Source organism: Chitinophaga sp. SVR4-12A (assembly GCF_056754765.1).
Genome location: NZ_JBPGWP010000001.1, coordinates 2,978,534 through 2,995,264, shown reverse-complemented (window position 1 = coordinate 2,995,264; position 16,731 = coordinate 2,978,534). Strand labels below are relative to the sequence as shown.

Here is a 16,731-nt window from a genome sequence, read left to right as displayed (position 1 = left end):
AGCCGGTCGTATGAATGCCATATTTGGTTTTGACATCATTACTTATGGTTCAATTTATTAATCCATAAAGGCCTCATATTTGTTTAAAGGGAAATAACATTTTGGCAATATGGAGTAGTTTTATTTATTACCAAAAAAGGATTACCTTTGCCCCCCAAATTGCATTTAATTATACAGTCATTTATATTTTATGGCAGACTTAAGATTTCAAAGGAACTTTGGTATCGCGGCGCACATCGATGCCGGTAAGACCACTACCACAGAGCGTATCCTGTACTATACAGGTAAAACCCACAAGATAGGGGAGGTGCATGAAGGCGCTGCCACCATGGACTGGATGGCACAGGAGCAGGAGAGAGGTATTACCATCACATCTGCTGCTACCACCTGTTTCTGGAACTTCCCTACCAACCAGGGTAAAAATACGGCTGATTCCAAGCAATATAAATTCAACATCATCGATACTCCGGGCCACGTGGACTTTACCGTGGAAGTAGAGCGCTCGCTGCGCGTACTGGACGGCCTGGTAGCCCTGTTCTGCGCTGTATCCGGTGTAGAACCCCAGTCTGAGACCGTTTGGCGTCAGGCTAACCGCTACCGCGTACCCCGTATCGGTTTCGTTAACAAGATGGACCGTTCCGGTGCTGACTTCCTGAACGTGGTAAAACAGGTGAAGGAAATGCTGGGCGCTAACCCGGTGCCCCTGATGCTGCCTATCGGCGCTGAAGACACTTTCAAGGGTGTAGTTGACCTGATCACCATGAAAGGTATCATCTGGGACGAAGAAGGTAAAGGTGCTACTTACCAGGAGATCGAGATCCCTGCAGACATGAAGGACGAGGCAGAAGAGTGGAGGGCTAAACTGGTGGAGGCCGTTGCTGAGTACGATGACACCCTGATGGAGAAATTCTTCGAAGATCCGAACTCTATCTCTGAGGCTGAGATCCACGAAGCTATCCGCAAGGCTACTATCGATATCGCTATCATCCCGATGCTGTGCGGTTCTTCATTCAAAAACAAAGGCGTACAGAAAATGCTGGATGCTGTTTGCCGTTACCTGCCTTCTCCGGTAGATATCGAAGCAGTAAAAGGTACCGATCCTGACAGTGGTGAGGAGATTGAGCGTAAACCGGATGCGAAAGAGCCTTTTGCAGCCCTGGCGTTCAAGATCGCAACCGATCCTTTCGTAGGCCGTCTGGCGTTCTTCCGGGCTTATTCCGGCCGTCTGGATGCCGGTTCTTATGTACTGAACACCCGTACAGGCAAGAACGAGCGTATCAGCCGTATCATGCAAATGCACGCTAACAAGCAGAACCCTATCGATTTCATCGAAGCTGGTGATATCGGTGCTGCTGTTGGTTTTAAAGATATCAAAACAGGAGATACCCTCTGCTCTGAAGATCATCCGATCGTATTGGAATCTATGACCTTCCCTGAGCCGGTGATCCACATTGCCATCGAGCCTAAAACCCAGGCAGACGTGGACAAAATGGGTATGGCGATTGCCAAGCTGGTAGAAGAAGATCCTACCCTGAAGGCAAAAACTGACGAAGATACCGGTCAGACCATCCTCAGCGGTATGGGTGAGCTTCACCTGGAGATCATCGTTGACCGTATGAAACGTGAGTTCAAGGTAGAAGTTAACCAGGGTGCACCTCAGGTGGCTTACAAAGAAGCATTCACTGCTACGGTTGAGCACCGCGAAGTGTACAAGAAACAGACCGGTGGTCGTGGTAAATTCGCTGATATCCAGGTAGAGATCGGCCCTGCTGATGCAGAATGGCTGAAAGAGAACGAAGGCAAGAGCTTCCAGTTCGTGAACGATATCTTTGGTGGTGCTATTCCGAAGGAGTTCATCCCTGCGGTACTGAAAGGTTTTGAAGCATCTATGGGCAGTGGCGTACTGGCCAACTACCCGCTGGATAACCTGAAGGTTCGCCTGTTTGACGGTTCTTTCCACGCAGTGGACTCCGACGCTATGTCATTCGAGCTTTGCGCCAAGTCTGCTTTCCGTGAAGCTGGCCGTAAATGTAAACCCGTACTGCTGGAGCCCATCATGAAGGTGGAAGTAACTACTCCTGATCAGTACATGGGTGATGTTACCGGTGACCTGAACCGTCGTCGTGGTATGCTGGAAGGTATGGAGTCAAGGGCTGGTGCACAGGTTATTAAAGCCAAAGTGCCCCTGAGCGAAATGTTCGGTTATGTAACCCAGCTGCGTTCACTGTCTTCCGGCCGTGCAACTTCCATCATGGAGTTCTCTCACTATTCACCTGCACCCAACAACATTGCTGCTGAAGTAATGGCGAAGGTAAAGGGTAAAGTGAATGCTGACTGATAAGTAAACAGTAAGAAAGAAAAATAAAAAGGGCGTGGAGATCATCCGCGCCCTTTTCTTTTTATTCCCATTCGTTTATTCCAAAGCGCTGATCTCGATCACCTTGTCGTTATTCCCGTTGCTGGTGCAGAGGTATACCCGGCCTGCCGGAGATACGCACACATCGCGTAAGCGGCCAAAGGCATTGTTGAACCAGGTCCGGGTGCTGGCAACACGTTGCCCGTCGGACGATAGCTGCAGCTGGTACAGGCGTTGTGACTTGAGGGTAGTCAGCAGCAGGGAATTGGACCATTGCGGGATACGGTCGTTATTGTAGTAATCCATACCGGAGGTGGCCACGGTGCTGTTCCCCGAAGACCAGATCGGCGGCTTCACATTGTGCTGGGAGCAAAAGGTGTTTTCTGCTCCTTCGTCGCAGGGGCCGTTCACTTCAGGCCATCCGTAGTTGCGCCGTTTTTCTATGATGTTCACCTCGTCTTCAATATTGGGCCCGTGCTCCGACGCATATATTTTATCATTCACCAATATCAGCCCCTGGGGGTTGCGGTGACCGTAGCTCCACACCGGGTTGTTGGGAAAGGGATTGTCCGAAGGGATACTGCCATCCAGGTTAATGCGCAGCACTTTTCCATTGGGAATGCTGGTATTCTGGGCGTTCTGGGAATTGGACGCATCGCCGGTGGTGACCCATAGTTTATTGTCTGGACTGATCAGCAGCCTGGAGCCGTTGTGAATGCTGGATGCGTTGATGTTATCCAGCAATACCTGCGGACTGGAAAGGGTATTGTTCCCATAAGTGTAGCGGACCACCTTTTCCCGGTAATCCCCGTTCCGGTCATAATTGTACACAACGTAAACGTAGGGCTGTTGTGAAAAAGCGGGATGCAGGGCCATGCCCAGGAGGCCTCCTTCACCGTTGCTTTGTACTTCGCTGATGGTCAGCAGCTCCTCTACATGCCCACTTTTAGGCTCGATACGACTGATGCGCCCTCCGCGTTCGGTCATCCAGATGTAATTGTCAGGGCCCCAGATGATCTCCCAGGGAAAGCTTAATTGGTCTGCCACTACTCTCACACTGTCTGCAGGCCAGTCTTCATTACCATTGGAGGGCTTGGAGTCTTTTTTGCAGGACATGCCAGTGGTGTAGAGGGCGAGCAGGCATGCCAGCAAGAATAAAGGTCTTTGCATAAAACAAGTTTTAAGTGTCGGCTGTTATATAACGAAATAAAATACCGGGAAAGTGTTGGCGTATAATTTGTTGCGATTCTCTTACCGTGTTAACACCTATTTTTTGATGGCAAGTATTTTTTAACCAAAACTCCGGACATGAACAGAATGAAACACGTAACCCTGGCCCTTGTGGCGCTATTATTCAGTACTACGGCCCTGGCCCAGACCCAAAAAGGAAACCTGATGGTGGGCGGCGACATTTCGAATTTTAACCTGAATTTCCTGGGAGGAGGTGGTGGTACCGCCTTCACCATGGATCTGACCCCCAAAATAGCCTATTTTTTCAGGGATAACCTGGCATTGGGGGGCTACGGGCGCTTTAGCCTGGCTACCGCCAAGGATCAGGGTACCAATACTACCTATGGCATTGGTGCACTGGCCAGGTATTTCATCGAGGATAAGCGGGTGCGGCAGATGGAGTTCTCCCAGCGGAGCCGCTTCTTCCTGGAGGCTACAGCCGGTTTTGGAGGGAATAACTATTCCAAAACGGGCGCGAATAACAATGGCCTGGACATCGGCTTTGGGCCTGGTTTATCCTACTTTATCACGCCTAATGTGGCGCTGGAAGCTTTGCTGAAATACGAACTGACGGTAGGCTTTGGTAGCGCTACCACTTCCAACCGCCTGAACCTTGGGGTTGGCTTCCAGGTTTACCTGCCAACGGCAAGGGCCAGGGAGATCATCCGGGAAGAGCGTAAATAGTTAAGTGGATCATATACAATGGGTATAAGCCGCTGTTTCGTCTTCGTGCAAGACGGGCAGGGGCTTATACTTTTTATATGCCTCCGGCGGTATTGCTGGAACCAGTACTATTGAACAGGATGACCAAACTGCCTGGAAATGAACGGAAATGAACGAAAACTGCCAGGGAATAGTGTTTAATTTAGACCCAGGCAGTTAACGGAAACTGTACTTGGGATTGCCGAAAACCAGCTAAGAGAGTAGGCATTAGGAATGAAAGCCCTTTTTATGGACTTACTCAATGCACTAATTAAGTTTATTTTAGATTTGATCAAATCATTGATGGGCGGGGCTTAGTTCTGATCCGTCTCCTTCATTTCGAAGCAATTACAGTATTTTTGCAGGGTCTCATTTTAGTCCGGCCAGGCCGGTATTAGGATGAGGCCTTATTTTTATCACTGATTTTTCCAAAATAATTTGTCATTTGTCAAAAAACGGGTTACCTTTGCCCTCCCAAATTGTAAAGGGTAAAAAAGAAGAAGTTCATTGCATATGTCTCAGAGAATTAGAATCAAGCTGAAGTCCTACGATCATAACCTGGTAGATAAATCTGCTGAGAAGATCGTAAAAACCGTGCGTAATACGGGTGCCGTGGTAACTGGTCCTATTCCGTTGCCTACTGAAAAGAAAATCTTTACGGTACTGCGTTCTCCGCACGTTAACAAGAAGGCTAGAGAGCAATTCCAGCTGTGCACGCACAAGCGTTTGCTGGATATTTACACATCTTCCTCCAGGACAGTAGATGCCCTGAGTAAGCTGGATCTGCCTTCCGGTGTTGAAGTGGAAATCAAGGCGTAGGACATTCACAGATAGGGTCAGATGGCGAGTATCTACGCTCGGCCTTTGAAGAGATATAAACCAGCAAGGCAAAAGGCCCGTCTGGTTTTGAAAAGACATACAGTTGTATTGCGGTGGTTACAGTGCCTAGGCGCTGATAGCCAGCTAGTTGACAATGCAATAATATTAATAAAAAATATCAGGTCACGCCTTCCGGGTGGCCGCCCAATAAAGTATTTAAACCGCCCATCCTGGGGAGAGCACGAACACCCCCAGGCGCTGGGTAAAACTATATAACATGAAAGGTATTATTGGTAAAAAGATTGGCATGACCAGCATCTTCGAGTCCAATGGTAAGCAGACAGCCTGCACCATTATCGAAGCCGGTCCCTGCGTGGTTACCCAGGTTAAGTCACAGGACACAGACGGGTATACCGCCATCCAGGTAGCATATGGCGACAGAAAAGAAAAGCGCGCTACCAAAGCAGCAACAAATCACTTCGCGAAAGCAAGCACCTCTCCCAAACGTTTTGTAAAAGAATTCCGTAACCCTGATGTACAGAAAGCCCTCGGTGAAACCATCACCTGCGAGATCTTTGCAGAAGGTGAAAAGGTTGACGTTGTAGGCACTTCCAAAGGTAAAGGCTTCCAGGGTGTTGTTAAACGCCACGGTTTCAGCGGTGTGGGTGAAGCTACCCACGGCCAGCACGACAGAAGCAGGGCTCCTGGTTCTGTAGGCGGATCATCTTATCCTTCCCGTGTTTTCAAAGGTATGCGTATGGCGGGCCAAACCGGCAATGAAAAAGTGAAAGTGAAAGGCCTGAAAATTCTGAAGATATTCCCTGATAAGAATTATATCCTGGTAAGTGGTTCCGTTCCCGGCCACATTGGTTCAATCGTTTTAATCCAGAAGTAATATGCAACTCGATATTTTAAATATAGAAGGTAAGAAAACCGGAAGAACTATTGAGCTTCCTGAAGAGATCTTTGGCGTGGAACCTAACAACCATGTTATTTACCTGGCTGTAAAACAATACCTGGCTGCTCAACGTCAGGGTACACACAAGGTAAAGACCAGAGCAGAAGTGAAAGGTGCTTCCCGTAAACTGCACAAACAGAAAGGTACCGGTGGTTCCCGTAAAGGTAACATCCGTAACCCGTTATATAAAGGTGGTGGTACCATCTTCGGTCCCAAGCCTCATGGTTATGACTTCAAGCTGAACAGGAAAGTGAAAGATCTGGCAAAGATCTCTGCACTGTCTGTTAAAGCTAAAGAGAACAGCATCATCGTGCTGGAAGATATTAACATCGAAGCTCCCAAGACCAAACAGCTGGTAGGTATCCTGAATAAGCTGAGCATTAACGTTGATGGCAAGAAAACCCTGGTGGTGCTGCCTGAGTACAATGATAATGTGTACCTGTCTTTAAGGAACATCCCCAGTGTGGACGGTGTAGTACTGGCTGATATCAACACCTATGATATCATGAACAGCAACTACCTGGTGTTCACTGAGAGCGCAGCAAAGATCTTCACCGAAGAACCGGCTGAAGTAGAAGCGTAAACCAAATAAATAACAACAGCTAGCAGCTAACGCTGCGCAGCTAAAAGCGATATAAAATGAAACTTTCAGATGTTTTGATCAAACCGGTGGTAACAGAAAAGGTGAACAAGGCCACTGATAAATTCAACCGCTACTACTTCATTGTTGACAAAAAGGCCAACAAGCTGGAGATCAAAAAAGCAGTGGAAGATTTTTACGGTGTGTCCGTAGCAGGAGTAAATACTGCGGTAATGCCCGGTAAGAGCAAATTCCGCTTTACTAAAGCAGGTTTCATCGCCGGCAAGAAGCCTTCCTTCAAAAAGGCGATCGTTACACTGGCAGACGGAGAATCTATAGATCTGTATGCTAACATATAGTGCCCTGTTCCCGGCATAACACCCGGGACAATGGTTGTATATACAGATAACATTATAATAATAACTAGCAATAAGAAACTAGACAATGGCACTGAAGAAGTACAAACCGATCACAGCCGGTACCCGTTGGAAAATAGGCAATGCATTTGCCGAACTGACTTCGGATACCCCTGAAAAGAGCCTGCTGGCGCCTGCCAAGAAAACCGGCGGCCGTAATGCGCAGGGTAGAAGATCTATGAGGTACATTGGTGGCGGCCACAAAAAGCACTACCGTATCATAGATTTCAAACGCGATAAACAGAATATACCCGCTACCGTTAAAACTATCGAATACGATCCTAACCGTAGCGCATTCATCGCATTGCTGAATTATGCAGACGGTGAAAAACGTTACATCCTGGCTCCCCAGGGACTGCAGGTAGGCGCTACCGTAATAAGCGGCGCTGAAGTAGCTCCTGAAGTAGGTAACGCCCTGCTGCTGAAAAATATGCCGCTGGGTACTGTTGTGCATAACATTGAGCTGCAGCCTGGTAAAGGTGGCGCTATCGCCCGCAGCGCAGGTACTTATGCCCAGCTGAACGCTAAAGAAGAGAAATATGCTTCTCTGAAAATGCCTTCCGGAGAGCTGCGTAAAGTGTTGATCACTTGCATGGCTACTGTAGGTACTGTTTCCAACTCCGATCACGCGCTGCAGTCTATCGGTAAAGCAGGTGCTAACCGCTGGAGAGGCATTCGCCCCCGCAACCGTGGTGTGGCCATGAACCCTGTAGATCACCCGATGGGTGGTGGTGAAGGTAAAGCTTCAGGTGGTCACCCGAGGTCCAGAACAGGCAAATATGCGAAAGGTCTGAAAACCAGGAAGCCGCATAAGAGCTCTGATAAGCTGATCGTTACCAGGAAAAACGGCAAGAAATTATAATCGGAATCAGGATTTTAAATAAACAAACATGGGTCGTTCCATTAAAAAAGGTCCTTATGTGGACTTCAAATTAGAGCAGAAAGTTGAGAAGATGAATGAAGGCGCCAAGCGTTCCGTGATCAAAACATGGAGCCGCCGTTCTACCATCACTCCTGACTTTGTGGGCCATACATTTGCGGTGCACAACGGTAACAAGTTCATCCCTGTATATGTTACAGAGTTTATGGTAGGCCATAAGCTGGGTGAATTTGCTCCTACCCGCAACTTTAAAGGACACGCTAACAAGAAAATGTAACTAATATAGCTTGATGTCTGAAGTAGGGATACTTCTTACTTCAGGCATCAAACATCAAATATCAAATTTTTAAAAATGGAAGCAGTAGCTAAGCTGAGTAATAATCCGACATCTACCCGCAAAATGCGGTTGCTGGCAGACCTGATCCGTGGTCTGGATGCGGAGAAGGCTTTGAATATTTTGAAATTCCATCCCAAACATCCCAGCGTTCCACTGGAAAAGCTGTTGGTATCTGCTATCGCCAACTGGAAAGTGAAGAACGAGGGCCAACGGGTAGAAGATGCTAACCTGTTTGTGAAGACTATTTTCGTAGATGGTGGTCGCATCCTGAAAAGAATGCGTCCTGCTCCGCAAGGCAGGGGTTACCGCGTACGCAAAAGAAGTAACCACGTTACTATTGTTGTGGACAGCCGTAACGAGGTAGCAAAGAACTAAAAACTATTCAACTAATAGATAAATAAACCAGGAACATGGGTCAGAAAACAAATCCTATTGGTAACAGGTTAGGTATCATCAGAGGATGGGACTCTAATTGGTATGGTAGCAAAAAAGATTATGCTACCAAACTGATCGAAGATAACAAGATCAGGACTTACCTGAATGCCCGTATCAATAAAGGCGGCATTTCACGCGTAGTGATCGAAAGAACACTGGGTAAGCTGATCATTACCATCCATACTTCCAAACCTGGTATCATTATAGGTAAAGGTGGTAACGAGGTAGACCGCATTAAAGAAGAGCTGAAGAAACTGACCGGTAAGGAGGATGTACAGATCAACATTCTGGAGATTCGCCGCCCGGAAGTGGATGCAAATATCGTTGCTGAAACAATTGCCAAACAGATTGAAAGCCGCATTAACTACAAGCGTGCTACCAAGATGGCTATTGCTACCGCATTAAGAATGGGTGCAGAAGGTATCAAGGTGAAACTGAGCGGTCGTTTGGGCGGTGCTGAAATTGCCCGTTCAGAAGAGATGAAGCAAGGCCGTACTCCCCTGCATACTTTCCGTATGGATATCGATTATGCATCCTTGTTCGCCATGACCGTATACGGTAAAATTGGTATCAAGGTATGGATCTGTAAAGGTGAAGTGCTGGGCAAACGCGATCTGAACCCGAACGCGCTGAGCGGTAAGGAGAATGAAGGCCGTACCGGCGGTGGTGGCCGTCCTGAAAGAGGCGGTGGCGATCATCGCGGCGGTGAGAGAAGAGATAACCGCGGTGGTGGAGACAGAAGAGGCGGCGGCGACAGGGGTGGTCGCAGATAGGCAATTAACAATATCGATTAACAATTAATAACATATAACAATGTTACAGCCCAAGAGAACGAAACACAGGAAAATGCATAAAGGCCGCATCAAAGGTAACGCTAAGCGTGGTGCTGCCCTTTCCTTTGGTACGTTCGGACTTAAAGCATTAGAGCCGAAATGGATCACCGACAGGCAGATTGAAGCTGCCCGTGTGGCCCTGACAAGGCATATGAAACGTGAAGGTAACGTGTGGATCCGTATTTTCCCTGACAAGCCTATCACCGCCAAACCACTGGAAGTGAGGATGGGTAAGGGTAAAGGTGCTCCCGATCACTGGGCAGCTGTGGTAAAACCCGGCCGTATCCTGTTCGAAGCAGACGGAGTTCCTTTGCAGGTAGCTAAAGAGGCCATGGAACTGGCTGCGCAGAAACTGCCTATCAAAGTGAAATTTGTAGTACGCCACGATTATGTTGCGTAAGAGTGAATTGCCTTCTAGTTACAAGTAAAAAATAAAATAAAACTTAAACCAATGGCAAAAGTAAAGCTGGATCTGAAGGGCCTGAGCGAGCAGGATCTGAAAGACAAGATCTCTGAAGAGCAACTGCGCTTGAAGAAGATCACGTTTAGTCATGCCATCACGCCGATCGAGAATCCAATGAGTATCCGCTCACTGAGAAGGGAGATCGCAAGGATGAAAACTGAACTGCACAAAAGAGAGTTGGGCTTTTAAATCCAAACGGGCACCGGTAAAGTCAATCCAGCGCCCGTCAGATCATAAATATTAATTAACTCTTCCGCAGCAATGGAGGAGTTTGAAGGGAAAAATACTTTCAACAATGACCGAAGTAAGAAATTTAAGAAAGACCAGGACTGGTGTGGTATCCAGCAATAAAATGGATAAAACCATCACTGTAAGCGTGGAGCGTAAAGTGAAGCACCCGATCTATGGTAAATTCGTTAAGAAAACTACCAAGTTCATGGCGCACGACGAGAAGAACGAGTGCAGCATCGGCGACACTGTCAGGATCATGGAATCCCGTCCGCTGAGCAAGAACAAGTGCTGGAGATTGGTAGAGATTATCGAAAAGGTAAAATAATTTAATGATTGTTTCAAGCTGCACGCCGGCGTTCCCGGGTGTAGCCGCTGACTAAACAAATAGCAAAACTTACTAAGATGATACAACAAGAATCAAGGCTGAACGTAGCTGATAACAGCGGTGCCAAAGAGGTGCTGTGTATAAGGGTATTGGGCAACTCCGGCCAGGACTATGCGAAAGTGGGCGATAAGATCGTAGTAACCGTGAAGGATGCGATCCCTGCCGGTGGTGTGAAGAAAGGTATGGTGACCAAAGCTGTTATCGTAAGAACAAAGAACAAGCTGCGCCGTAAAGACGGATCTTACATCCGTTTTGACGATAACGCCGTTGTATTGCTGAACAACTCTGACGAGCCGCGCGGTACCCGTATTTTCGGTCCGGTTGCCCGTGAGCTGCGTGATAAGGGATACATGAAAATCATCTCCCTGGCGCCTGAAGTACTGTAAAACAGGAAAAAATAGAAAGTTTTTTCTTTTTTACTTATCTTTGCAGCCCGTTTACAAAAACGAGTCAATATTTATCAAGCGAAACGAGGGTTTCGCTTGGCGTTTATAAATAAACAAAAATGAAAACTAGATTCAAGCCTAAGTTCAACATTAAGAAGGGCGACATGGTAGTGGTGATTGCCGGCGACGACAAGGACAGGACTAAGCCCCGCAAGGTGCTGGAAGTGCTCATCGACAAAGCCCGTGTATTGGTTGAAGGCGTAAATATCATCACCAAGCACACCAAGCCCACTGCTCAGAATACCAAAGGTGGTATCGTAAAGCAGGAGGCACCTATCGCCATTTCCAACGTAATGTTGTGGGATGCTAAGGCTGGTAAACCTACCAGGGTGAACAGGCAGCGTGAAAACGGTAAATTAGTTCGTATAGCTAAAAAATCAGGGGAGGTAATTAAATAATGGCAAACACTACATATATCCCGAGGCTGCAGAAGAAGTACCGCGAAGAAGTGGTAGCTGCACTTATGAAGAAATTCAACTATAAGAGTGTAATGCAGGTACCCCGCCTGGTGAAGATCTGCCTGAACCAAGGTATCAACGGTGCAGTAAGCGACAAGAAGCTGGTTGATATTGCTGTTGACGAAATGACTCGTATCGCCGGTCAGAAAGCAATACCGACTATGTCTAAAAAAGATATATCCAACTTCAAACTCAGGAAGAACATGCCGATCGGCGCCCGTGTTACACTGCGTGGCACCAATATGTATGATTTCCTGGATCGTCTGGTGGCAGTGTCCCTGCCCCGCGTACGTGACTTCAAAGGGATCAATGAAAAAGCTTTTGATGGCCGCGGTAACTATACCCTGGGTATCACTGAGCAGATCATCTTCCCTGAGATCGATATCGACAAGGTGACCAAAATCGCCGGTATGGATATCACTTTTGTTACAACGGCTACTACCAACGAAGAAGCATACGAACTGCTGAAAGAGCTGGGCATGCCGTTCAAGAACATAAAAAAGGACTAATTAATTATATTATAACACTACTATGGCAAAAGAATCCGTAAAAGCCAGGGAAAGAAAAAGAGAAGCACTGGTAGCCAAGTTTGCAGAAAAGCGTGCTGCCCTGAAAGCAGAAGGCAACTACGCTGAACTGGACAAGCTGCCTAAAAATGCTTCCCCCGTTCGCTTAAAGAACAGGTGCCAGTTAACAGGTCGTCCCAGGGGTTACATGCGTCACTTCGGCATCTGCCGTAACATGTTCCGCGATCTGGCACTGGCTGGTAAAATCCCCGGCGTTAGAAAAGCTAGCTGGTAAGATCCGGTTTACGGAGGCCCTGCTGTATGGCAACGGGCCTATTGCCGTAGCTGATCGTATTTGAATTGATTTTTGATTTTCCTATCTATTACTGATTGGATATCGCATTGTAAACATTATTAACTTTTTTACAAACAATGGTTACTGATCCAATAGCAGACTTCCTGACCAGAATCCGGAACGCTCAAATGGCTAACCACAGGATCGTGGAAATTCCGGCCTCCAAGCTGAAAAAACGTATCACTGAGATACTGTACGACAAAGGTTATATCCTGAAGTACAAATTTGAGGAAGACACCAAGCAGGGCGTTATCAAAATAGCGCTGAAGTATGATCCTCAGACAAAAGAACCCGCTATCAAGGAATTACAGCGTATCAGCCGTCCGGGTTTACGTCAATATTCTAAACCCGACGATTTCCGCCGTATCAAGAACGGTTTGGGCGTAGCTATCATTTCTACCTCTAAAGGTGTAATGACCGATAAAGAAGCTAAAGCTCAGAACGTTGGCGGCGAAGTAGTTTGCTACGTTTACTAATATATACATGCGGCGCGCCTGACAATTAAGCTTTCTATACGGAGCTGAACACGGGCAGCCGGTACTTTTAACAACATAAAATATCAGCACATGTCACGTATAGGGAAAAGTCCCATAAAATTGGCCAGCGGTGTAACAGTTACTGTTTCTCCGGCTAATGAAATTACAGTGAAAGGCCCTAAAGGCGAACTGAAAAAAAGCATAGACAGGGATATTAAGGTGGAAGTAAAAGACGGTGTGGTAACAGTTACCCGTCCTACTGACCAGATCCGCCACCGTGCACTGCATGGTTTGTACCGTGCACTGCTTGCCAACATGGTAAAAGGTGTAACTGATGGTTTCAAGAAACAGCTGGAGCTGGTAGGTGTGGGTTACAAAGCCGCCAACCAGGGTCAACTGCTGGATCTGTCCTTAGGTTATTCTCACAATATTATCTTCGAAGTACCTAAAGAACTGAAGGTAAGCACTTTAACTGAAAAGGGCGCTAACCCGAAGATCATGCTGGAAGGTATTGACAATCAGCTGTTAGGCCAGGTTGCCGCTAAACTGCGCAGCCTTCGTAAGCCTGAGCCTTACAAAGGTAAAGGTGTTCGCTACAGCGATGAAGTGGTACGTAAGAAAGCAGGTAAGTCTGCAGGTAAATAATTAGTTTGCTAGCAGTTGGCAGTTGATAACGACTGCCAACTGTCATTGCAAATTGCAAATTTTAGAATGACCCGGCAGTATCGGGCATTAAAACTTGAAATAAATGAACACGAAAGAAATCAAGAGACAGAAGATCCGTTACCGCATCCGTAAAAAGGTGACTGGTACGGCACAGAAGCCGAGGTTGTCTGTATTTCGCAGCAACAGCGATATCTACGTACAGTTGATCGATGATACCAATGGTACTACCCTGGCTGCTGCCTCTTCACGCGATAAGGACGTTGTGGCGCAGAAGGGTACCAAAAGCGAGAAATCCAAGCTGGTAGGTGCTGCCCTGGCTGCCAAAGCCAAAGCATTAGGTATTACTACCTGTGTGTTTGACCGTGGCGGTTACCTGTATCATGGCCGTGTTAAAAGTGCAGCTGATGGCGCAAGAGAAGGTGGCCTGCAGTTCTAAAAATAATCGTAAATCTGAAATCGTAATTCGCAATTAATAAAATGGCAAAGAATTCATTCAATAAAGTAAAGGCCGGTGACCTGGAGTTGAAGGAGAAGGTGGTGGCCATTAACCGTGTTACCAAAACTACTAAAGGCGGCCGCACATTCAGCTTTTCCGCCCTGGTGGTTGTAGGTAACGAGAACGGTGTTGTTGGCCATGGTTTGGGTAAAGCCAAGGAAGTGCAGGAAGCTATCACTAAAGGTATTGACGATGCCAAGAAGAATCTGATCAAGATACCTGTAATGAAAGGCACTATTCCTCACGACCAGTTTGCCAAAGAAGGAGCTGCCAAGGTGCTGATCAAGCCTGCTGCTCATGGTACCGGTGTGATCGCCGGTGGTTCTATGCGCGCTGTGTTGGAAAGTGCCGGAATTACGGACGTATTGGCAAAATCCCTGGGATCTGCTAATCCGCATAACGTGGTAAAAGCTACTTTTAAGGCACTGGGCCTGCTCCGCGAGCCGGTACAGGTAGCTAAGAGCAGAAGCGTGTCCCTGAAAAAGGTGTTCAACGGATAATAAGGTAAGTTAGAATTTAGAAATTCTTAATATTATGGCAAAGATCAAGATCACTCAGGTAAAAAGTGGTATAGACCGTCCTGAAAGGCAGAAACTGACCTTAAAGGCACTGGGCCTTACCAAAATGCACGCTACTGTTGAAGTAGAGGCAACTCCCCAGATCGTAGGGATGGTGCGTAAGGTGAACCACCTGGTAAAAGTAGAAGACGTGAAAGGTTGATCGCTGTGTTCAGCCTTCACTAAATAATCGTACTTTTACACTGGTATTATAGAAATACATATTATATTTAAGCGAGCGGCTAATTTCCGCGTAAGTAAAAAGAATTAATCATGAATCTGCATTCACTGAAACCTGCAAAAGGTTCTGTACATAAAGAGAAACGCCTGGGTCGTGGGGAAGCTTCCGGTAAAGGTGGTACTTCTACCAAAGGTAATAAGGGTCATCAGTCCCGTAACGGCTACTCCCAGAAGATAGGTCACGAAGGTGGCCAGATGCCGATCCAGCGTCGTTTGCCCAAGCGTGGTTTTAAGGCCATTAACCCGGAAGAAGTTACAGTATTCAACGTAGGCCAGTTAGATCACCTGGTAGAGAAATACGGTCTGCAGGAGTTTTCTCTTGACAACCTGTATGCCAATGGTCTGATCAACAGAACTGCTAAAGTTAAACTGTTAGGACAGGGAGAACTGAAAGCTAAAGTAGCCGTAAAGGTGAACGCCATCAGTGAAAAAGCCAAGCAGCTTGTTGAAAAAGCAGGTGGGTCAGTAGAACTGGTATAAGACTTTACGACTGAGGAGACGCCTACGGAGTAGTGCGTCTTTTCGTATTTAATAGCGCTATTAAACCTTTATCTTCCTGTGAAGAAGTTTATTGAAACAATAAAGAACATCTGGAGTATAGAAGATCTGCGTAACCGCATTCTTACCACGTTGCTCCTTGTCCTCGTTTACCGCGTAGGATCCTACATCGTGTTACCCGGTATTGACGCCAACGCCCTGCACCAGTTTTCGGAGAAATCCAATCAGGGTATCCTGGGTCTGTTCAATATGTTTGCGGGGGGCTCTTTCTCAAGGGCTTCCATTTTCGCGTTAGGGATCATGCCCTATATCTCTGCATCTATCGCGATCCAGCTGCTGACCATAGCGGTGCCTTATTTCCAGAAACTGCAGAAAGAAGGGGAGAGCGGCAGGAAGAAGATCAACCAGTATACCCGTATATTAACCGTGTTCGTAACCGGTTTCCAGGCAAGTGCATATGTGGCTTATCTGAAGAACCAGTCTGCCGGCGCTATCATTCCCCAATACAGTGCTTTCCTGTTTTGGCTCTCTACTACAGTTGTGCTTACGGCAGGTACCCTGTTCGTAATGTGGCTGGGTGAGAAAGTGACAGATAAAGGTATTGGTAACGGTACATCCCTGATCATCATGGTGGGTATCCTTGCCCGTCTGCCCCAGGCGCTGATACAGGAGTTCACGTCCAAAACAACCGGTGGCGGTGGTGGCCTGCTGGTATTCCTGATCGAGCTGGCTGTATTCATCCTGATCACTATCGGATTGATACTACTGGTACAGGGTACCCGAAAGATTCCTGTCAACTATGCCAAGCGCATAGTGGGTAACAAGCAGTATGGTGGTGTGCGTCAGTTCATCCCCTTAAAGGTGAACGCTGCAGGTGTAATGCCGATCATCTTTGCGCAGGCTATCATGTTTATCCCTGCAACTGCTATCGGCTTTGCCACTTCTTCTGAGAGCGCTTCAGGATTTATCCGCATATTCAGTGACCATACCAATGGTTATTATAACCTGATCTATGCTGTGCTGGTAATAGTATTCACTTATTTTTATACTGCTTTGATCTTCAACCCCAACCAGATGGCGGAGGAAATGAAGCGGAACAACGGGTTTATCCCGGGTGTAAAACCCGGTAAAGCTACCGCTGATTATATCGGCGCTGTAATGGACCGTATTACCCTCCCCGGTGCTTTTTTCCTGGCGCTGGTAGGTATATTACCGGGTGTAGCAGCTGCGCTGCGTATCAACAGTAATTTCGCCTCTTTCTTCGGCGGCACCTCCCTCCTGATCATGGTAGGGGTAATACTGGATACTCTGCAGCAAATCGAGAGCCAGCTGCTGATGCGCCACTACGACGGTCTGATGAGCTCCGGTCGTATCAAGGGCAGAACAGCTCCGGCTAATGTGTAGGCTA

The 16,731-nt window shown here is 47.2% G+C and carries 25 protein-coding genes; 24 read left to right on the top strand and 1 reads right to left on the bottom strand.

The genetic code is table 11. The features are described 5' to 3' along the window. Window positions 1-190 precede the first annotated feature (190 nt). A complete protein-coding gene (gene fusA / locus ACR9Y8_RS12175; RefSeq protein WP_481213520.1) occupies window positions 191-2,338 on the top strand; it encodes an elongation factor G in 2,148 nt (715 codons plus the stop codon). Window positions 2,339-2,413: 75 nt separating this feature from the next. Here the strand turns inward: fusA and ACR9Y8_RS12170 are convergent, their stop codons facing one another. Further along, complete coding sequence (locus tag ACR9Y8_RS12170) at window positions 2,414-3,526, bottom strand: PQQ-dependent sugar dehydrogenase (RefSeq protein ID WP_481213519.1); 1,113 nt, start codon at window positions 3,524-3,526, stop codon at window positions 2,414-2,416. A gap of 138 nt (window positions 3,527-3,664) precedes the next feature. Here ACR9Y8_RS12170 and ACR9Y8_RS12165 point away from each other — a divergent pair, with 138 nt between their 5' ends. From ACR9Y8_RS12165 to secY, 23 genes are all read left to right on the top strand, one after another. Continuing rightward, entirely contained in the window at window positions 3,665-4,270 is a 606-nt protein-coding gene (locus ACR9Y8_RS12165; RefSeq protein WP_481213518.1) for an outer membrane beta-barrel protein, read from the top strand. A 531-nt stretch (window positions 4,271-4,801) separates the two neighbouring features. Then, window positions 4,802-5,107: a 30S ribosomal protein S10 gene (rpsJ, locus tag ACR9Y8_RS12160; protein WP_012789286.1), complete on the top strand. Its 306-nt coding sequence runs from the start codon at window positions 4,802-4,804 to the stop codon at window positions 5,105-5,107. A gap of 277 nt (window positions 5,108-5,384) precedes the next feature. Beyond that, on the top strand, window positions 5,385-6,002 hold the full coding sequence (gene rplC, locus ACR9Y8_RS12155; protein ID WP_481213517.1) for a 50S ribosomal protein L3: 618 nt from the start codon (window positions 5,385-5,387) through the stop codon (window positions 6,000-6,002). 1 nt (window position 6,003) lies between these two features. Continuing rightward, window positions 6,004-6,648 carry a 50S ribosomal protein L4 gene (rplD, locus tag ACR9Y8_RS12150; RefSeq protein ID WP_481213516.1) on the top strand — a complete coding sequence of 215 codons (645 nt, stop codon included), beginning with the start codon at window positions 6,004-6,006 and terminating at the stop codon, window positions 6,646-6,648. A 56-nt stretch (window positions 6,649-6,704) separates the two neighbouring features. After that, the gene (rplW, locus tag ACR9Y8_RS12145) at window positions 6,705-7,004 is read left to right on the top strand and encodes a 50S ribosomal protein L23 (RefSeq protein WP_481213515.1); all 300 of its coding nucleotides are present in this window, start codon (window positions 6,705-6,707) and stop codon (window positions 7,002-7,004) included. An 85-nt stretch (window positions 7,005-7,089) separates the two neighbouring features. Further along, window positions 7,090-7,923, top strand: coding sequence for a 50S ribosomal protein L2 (gene rplB / locus ACR9Y8_RS12140; RefSeq protein ID WP_481213514.1), 834 nt, complete (start codon window positions 7,090-7,092; stop codon window positions 7,921-7,923). 28 nt (window positions 7,924-7,951) lie between these two features. Further along, entirely contained in the window at window positions 7,952-8,218 is a 267-nt protein-coding gene (gene rpsS / locus ACR9Y8_RS12135; RefSeq protein WP_481213513.1) for a 30S ribosomal protein S19, read from the top strand. Window positions 8,219-8,293: 75 nt separating this feature from the next. Beyond that, window positions 8,294-8,653, top strand: a complete 360-nt coding sequence (gene rplV / locus ACR9Y8_RS12130; protein WP_481213512.1) for a 50S ribosomal protein L22 — start codon at window positions 8,294-8,296, stop codon at window positions 8,651-8,653. A 35-nt stretch (window positions 8,654-8,688) separates the two neighbouring features. Continuing rightward, window positions 8,689-9,486, top strand: coding sequence for a 30S ribosomal protein S3 (gene rpsC / locus ACR9Y8_RS12125; RefSeq protein ID WP_481213511.1), 798 nt, complete (start codon window positions 8,689-8,691; stop codon window positions 9,484-9,486). Between the two features lie 40 nt (window positions 9,487-9,526). Then, a complete protein-coding gene (gene rplP / locus ACR9Y8_RS12120) occupies window positions 9,527-9,946 on the top strand; it encodes a 50S ribosomal protein L16 (protein ID WP_298741870.1) in 420 nt (139 codons plus the stop codon). A 51-nt stretch (window positions 9,947-9,997) separates the two neighbouring features. Next, window positions 9,998-10,198 (top strand): 50S ribosomal protein L29, encoded by a 201-nt coding sequence (gene rpmC, locus ACR9Y8_RS12115; RefSeq protein WP_029464392.1) that lies wholly within the window; start codon window positions 9,998-10,000, stop codon window positions 10,196-10,198. Between the two features lie 106 nt (window positions 10,199-10,304). Next, window positions 10,305-10,565, top strand: coding sequence for a 30S ribosomal protein S17 (gene rpsQ, locus ACR9Y8_RS12110; protein ID WP_029464391.1), 261 nt, complete (start codon window positions 10,305-10,307; stop codon window positions 10,563-10,565). Between the two features lie 77 nt (window positions 10,566-10,642). Next, window positions 10,643-11,011 carry a 50S ribosomal protein L14 gene (rplN, locus tag ACR9Y8_RS12105; protein WP_089918397.1) on the top strand — a complete coding sequence of 123 codons (369 nt, stop codon included), beginning with the start codon at window positions 10,643-10,645 and terminating at the stop codon, window positions 11,009-11,011. A gap of 119 nt (window positions 11,012-11,130) precedes the next feature. Next, window positions 11,131-11,469 (top strand): 50S ribosomal protein L24, encoded by a 339-nt coding sequence (gene rplX / locus ACR9Y8_RS12100; RefSeq protein ID WP_029464389.1) that lies wholly within the window; start codon window positions 11,131-11,133, stop codon window positions 11,467-11,469. Further along, entirely contained in the window at window positions 11,469-12,038 is a 570-nt protein-coding gene (rplE, locus tag ACR9Y8_RS12095; RefSeq protein ID WP_481213510.1) for a 50S ribosomal protein L5, read from the top strand. The genes rplX and rplE overlap by 1 nt, the downstream gene beginning before the upstream one ends. Window positions 12,039-12,060: 22 nt before the next feature. Beyond that, the gene (gene rpsN, locus ACR9Y8_RS12090) at window positions 12,061-12,330 is read left to right on the top strand and encodes a 30S ribosomal protein S14 (protein WP_298741882.1); all 270 of its coding nucleotides are present in this window, start codon (window positions 12,061-12,063) and stop codon (window positions 12,328-12,330) included. 137 nt (window positions 12,331-12,467) lie between these two features. Continuing rightward, window positions 12,468-12,866, top strand: coding sequence for a 30S ribosomal protein S8 (gene rpsH / locus ACR9Y8_RS12085; protein ID WP_298741884.1), 399 nt, complete (start codon window positions 12,468-12,470; stop codon window positions 12,864-12,866). A 90-nt stretch (window positions 12,867-12,956) separates the two neighbouring features. Next, the gene (rplF, locus tag ACR9Y8_RS12080; RefSeq protein WP_298741886.1) at window positions 12,957-13,511 is read left to right on the top strand and encodes a 50S ribosomal protein L6; all 555 of its coding nucleotides are present in this window, start codon (window positions 12,957-12,959) and stop codon (window positions 13,509-13,511) included. 103 nt (window positions 13,512-13,614) lie between these two features. Then, the gene (gene rplR / locus ACR9Y8_RS12075; RefSeq protein WP_481213509.1) at window positions 13,615-13,968 is read left to right on the top strand and encodes a 50S ribosomal protein L18; all 354 of its coding nucleotides are present in this window, start codon (window positions 13,615-13,617) and stop codon (window positions 13,966-13,968) included. 41 nt (window positions 13,969-14,009) lie between these two features. After that, window positions 14,010-14,528, top strand: coding sequence for a 30S ribosomal protein S5 (gene rpsE / locus ACR9Y8_RS12070; protein ID WP_298741890.1), 519 nt, complete (start codon window positions 14,010-14,012; stop codon window positions 14,526-14,528). 34 nt (window positions 14,529-14,562) lie between these two features. Continuing rightward, entirely contained in the window at window positions 14,563-14,748 is a 186-nt protein-coding gene (gene rpmD / locus ACR9Y8_RS12065) for a 50S ribosomal protein L30 (RefSeq protein ID WP_298741893.1), read from the top strand. Between the two features lie 110 nt (window positions 14,749-14,858). After that, window positions 14,859-15,305, top strand: coding sequence for a 50S ribosomal protein L15 (gene rplO, locus ACR9Y8_RS12060; RefSeq protein WP_481213508.1), 447 nt, complete (start codon window positions 14,859-14,861; stop codon window positions 15,303-15,305). Window positions 15,306-15,383: 78 nt separating this feature from the next. Continuing rightward, on the top strand, window positions 15,384-16,727 hold the full coding sequence (secY, locus tag ACR9Y8_RS12055; protein WP_481213507.1) for a preprotein translocase subunit SecY: 1,344 nt from the start codon (window positions 15,384-15,386) through the stop codon (window positions 16,725-16,727). Window positions 16,728-16,731 lie beyond the last annotated feature (4 nt).

What these genes read in the sequence shown, in the direction of transcription:
- fusA (WP_481213520.1), top strand. Translation starts at nt 191, where the DNA reads ATGGCAGACTTAAGATTTCAAAGGAACTTTGGTATCGCGGCGCACATC.
- ACR9Y8_RS12170 (WP_481213519.1), bottom strand. Translation starts at nt 3,526, where the DNA reads ATGCAAAGACCTTTATTCTTGCTGGCATGCCTGCTCGCCCTCTACACC.
- ACR9Y8_RS12165 (WP_481213518.1), top strand. Translation starts at nt 3,665, where the DNA reads ATGAACAGAATGAAACACGTAACCCTGGCCCTTGTGGCGCTATTATTC.
- rpsJ (WP_012789286.1), top strand. Translation starts at nt 4,802, where the DNA reads ATGTCTCAGAGAATTAGAATCAAGCTGAAGTCCTACGATCATAACCTG.
- rplC (WP_481213517.1), top strand. Translation starts at nt 5,385, where the DNA reads ATGAAAGGTATTATTGGTAAAAAGATTGGCATGACCAGCATCTTCGAG.
- rplD (WP_481213516.1), top strand. Translation starts at nt 6,004, where the DNA reads ATGCAACTCGATATTTTAAATATAGAAGGTAAGAAAACCGGAAGAACT.
- rplW (WP_481213515.1), top strand. Translation starts at nt 6,705, where the DNA reads ATGAAACTTTCAGATGTTTTGATCAAACCGGTGGTAACAGAAAAGGTG.
- rplB (WP_481213514.1), top strand. Translation starts at nt 7,090, where the DNA reads ATGGCACTGAAGAAGTACAAACCGATCACAGCCGGTACCCGTTGGAAA.
- rpsS (WP_481213513.1), top strand. Translation starts at nt 7,952, where the DNA reads ATGGGTCGTTCCATTAAAAAAGGTCCTTATGTGGACTTCAAATTAGAG.
- rplV (WP_481213512.1), top strand. Translation starts at nt 8,294, where the DNA reads ATGGAAGCAGTAGCTAAGCTGAGTAATAATCCGACATCTACCCGCAAA.
- rpsC (WP_481213511.1), top strand. Translation starts at nt 8,689, where the DNA reads ATGGGTCAGAAAACAAATCCTATTGGTAACAGGTTAGGTATCATCAGA.
- rplP (WP_298741870.1), top strand. Translation starts at nt 9,527, where the DNA reads ATGTTACAGCCCAAGAGAACGAAACACAGGAAAATGCATAAAGGCCGC.
- rpmC (WP_029464392.1), top strand. Translation starts at nt 9,998, where the DNA reads ATGGCAAAAGTAAAGCTGGATCTGAAGGGCCTGAGCGAGCAGGATCTG.
- rpsQ (WP_029464391.1), top strand. Translation starts at nt 10,305, where the DNA reads ATGACCGAAGTAAGAAATTTAAGAAAGACCAGGACTGGTGTGGTATCC.
- rplN (WP_089918397.1), top strand. Translation starts at nt 10,643, where the DNA reads ATGATACAACAAGAATCAAGGCTGAACGTAGCTGATAACAGCGGTGCC.
- rplX (WP_029464389.1), top strand. Translation starts at nt 11,131, where the DNA reads ATGAAAACTAGATTCAAGCCTAAGTTCAACATTAAGAAGGGCGACATG.
- rplE (WP_481213510.1), top strand. Translation starts at nt 11,469, where the DNA reads ATGGCAAACACTACATATATCCCGAGGCTGCAGAAGAAGTACCGCGAA.
- rpsN (WP_298741882.1), top strand. Translation starts at nt 12,061, where the DNA reads ATGGCAAAAGAATCCGTAAAAGCCAGGGAAAGAAAAAGAGAAGCACTG.
- rpsH (WP_298741884.1), top strand. Translation starts at nt 12,468, where the DNA reads ATGGTTACTGATCCAATAGCAGACTTCCTGACCAGAATCCGGAACGCT.
- rplF (WP_298741886.1), top strand. Translation starts at nt 12,957, where the DNA reads ATGTCACGTATAGGGAAAAGTCCCATAAAATTGGCCAGCGGTGTAACA.
- rplR (WP_481213509.1), top strand. Translation starts at nt 13,615, where the DNA reads ATGAACACGAAAGAAATCAAGAGACAGAAGATCCGTTACCGCATCCGT.
- rpsE (WP_298741890.1), top strand. Translation starts at nt 14,010, where the DNA reads ATGGCAAAGAATTCATTCAATAAAGTAAAGGCCGGTGACCTGGAGTTG.
- rpmD (WP_298741893.1), top strand. Translation starts at nt 14,563, where the DNA reads ATGGCAAAGATCAAGATCACTCAGGTAAAAAGTGGTATAGACCGTCCT.
- rplO (WP_481213508.1), top strand. Translation starts at nt 14,859, where the DNA reads ATGAATCTGCATTCACTGAAACCTGCAAAAGGTTCTGTACATAAAGAG.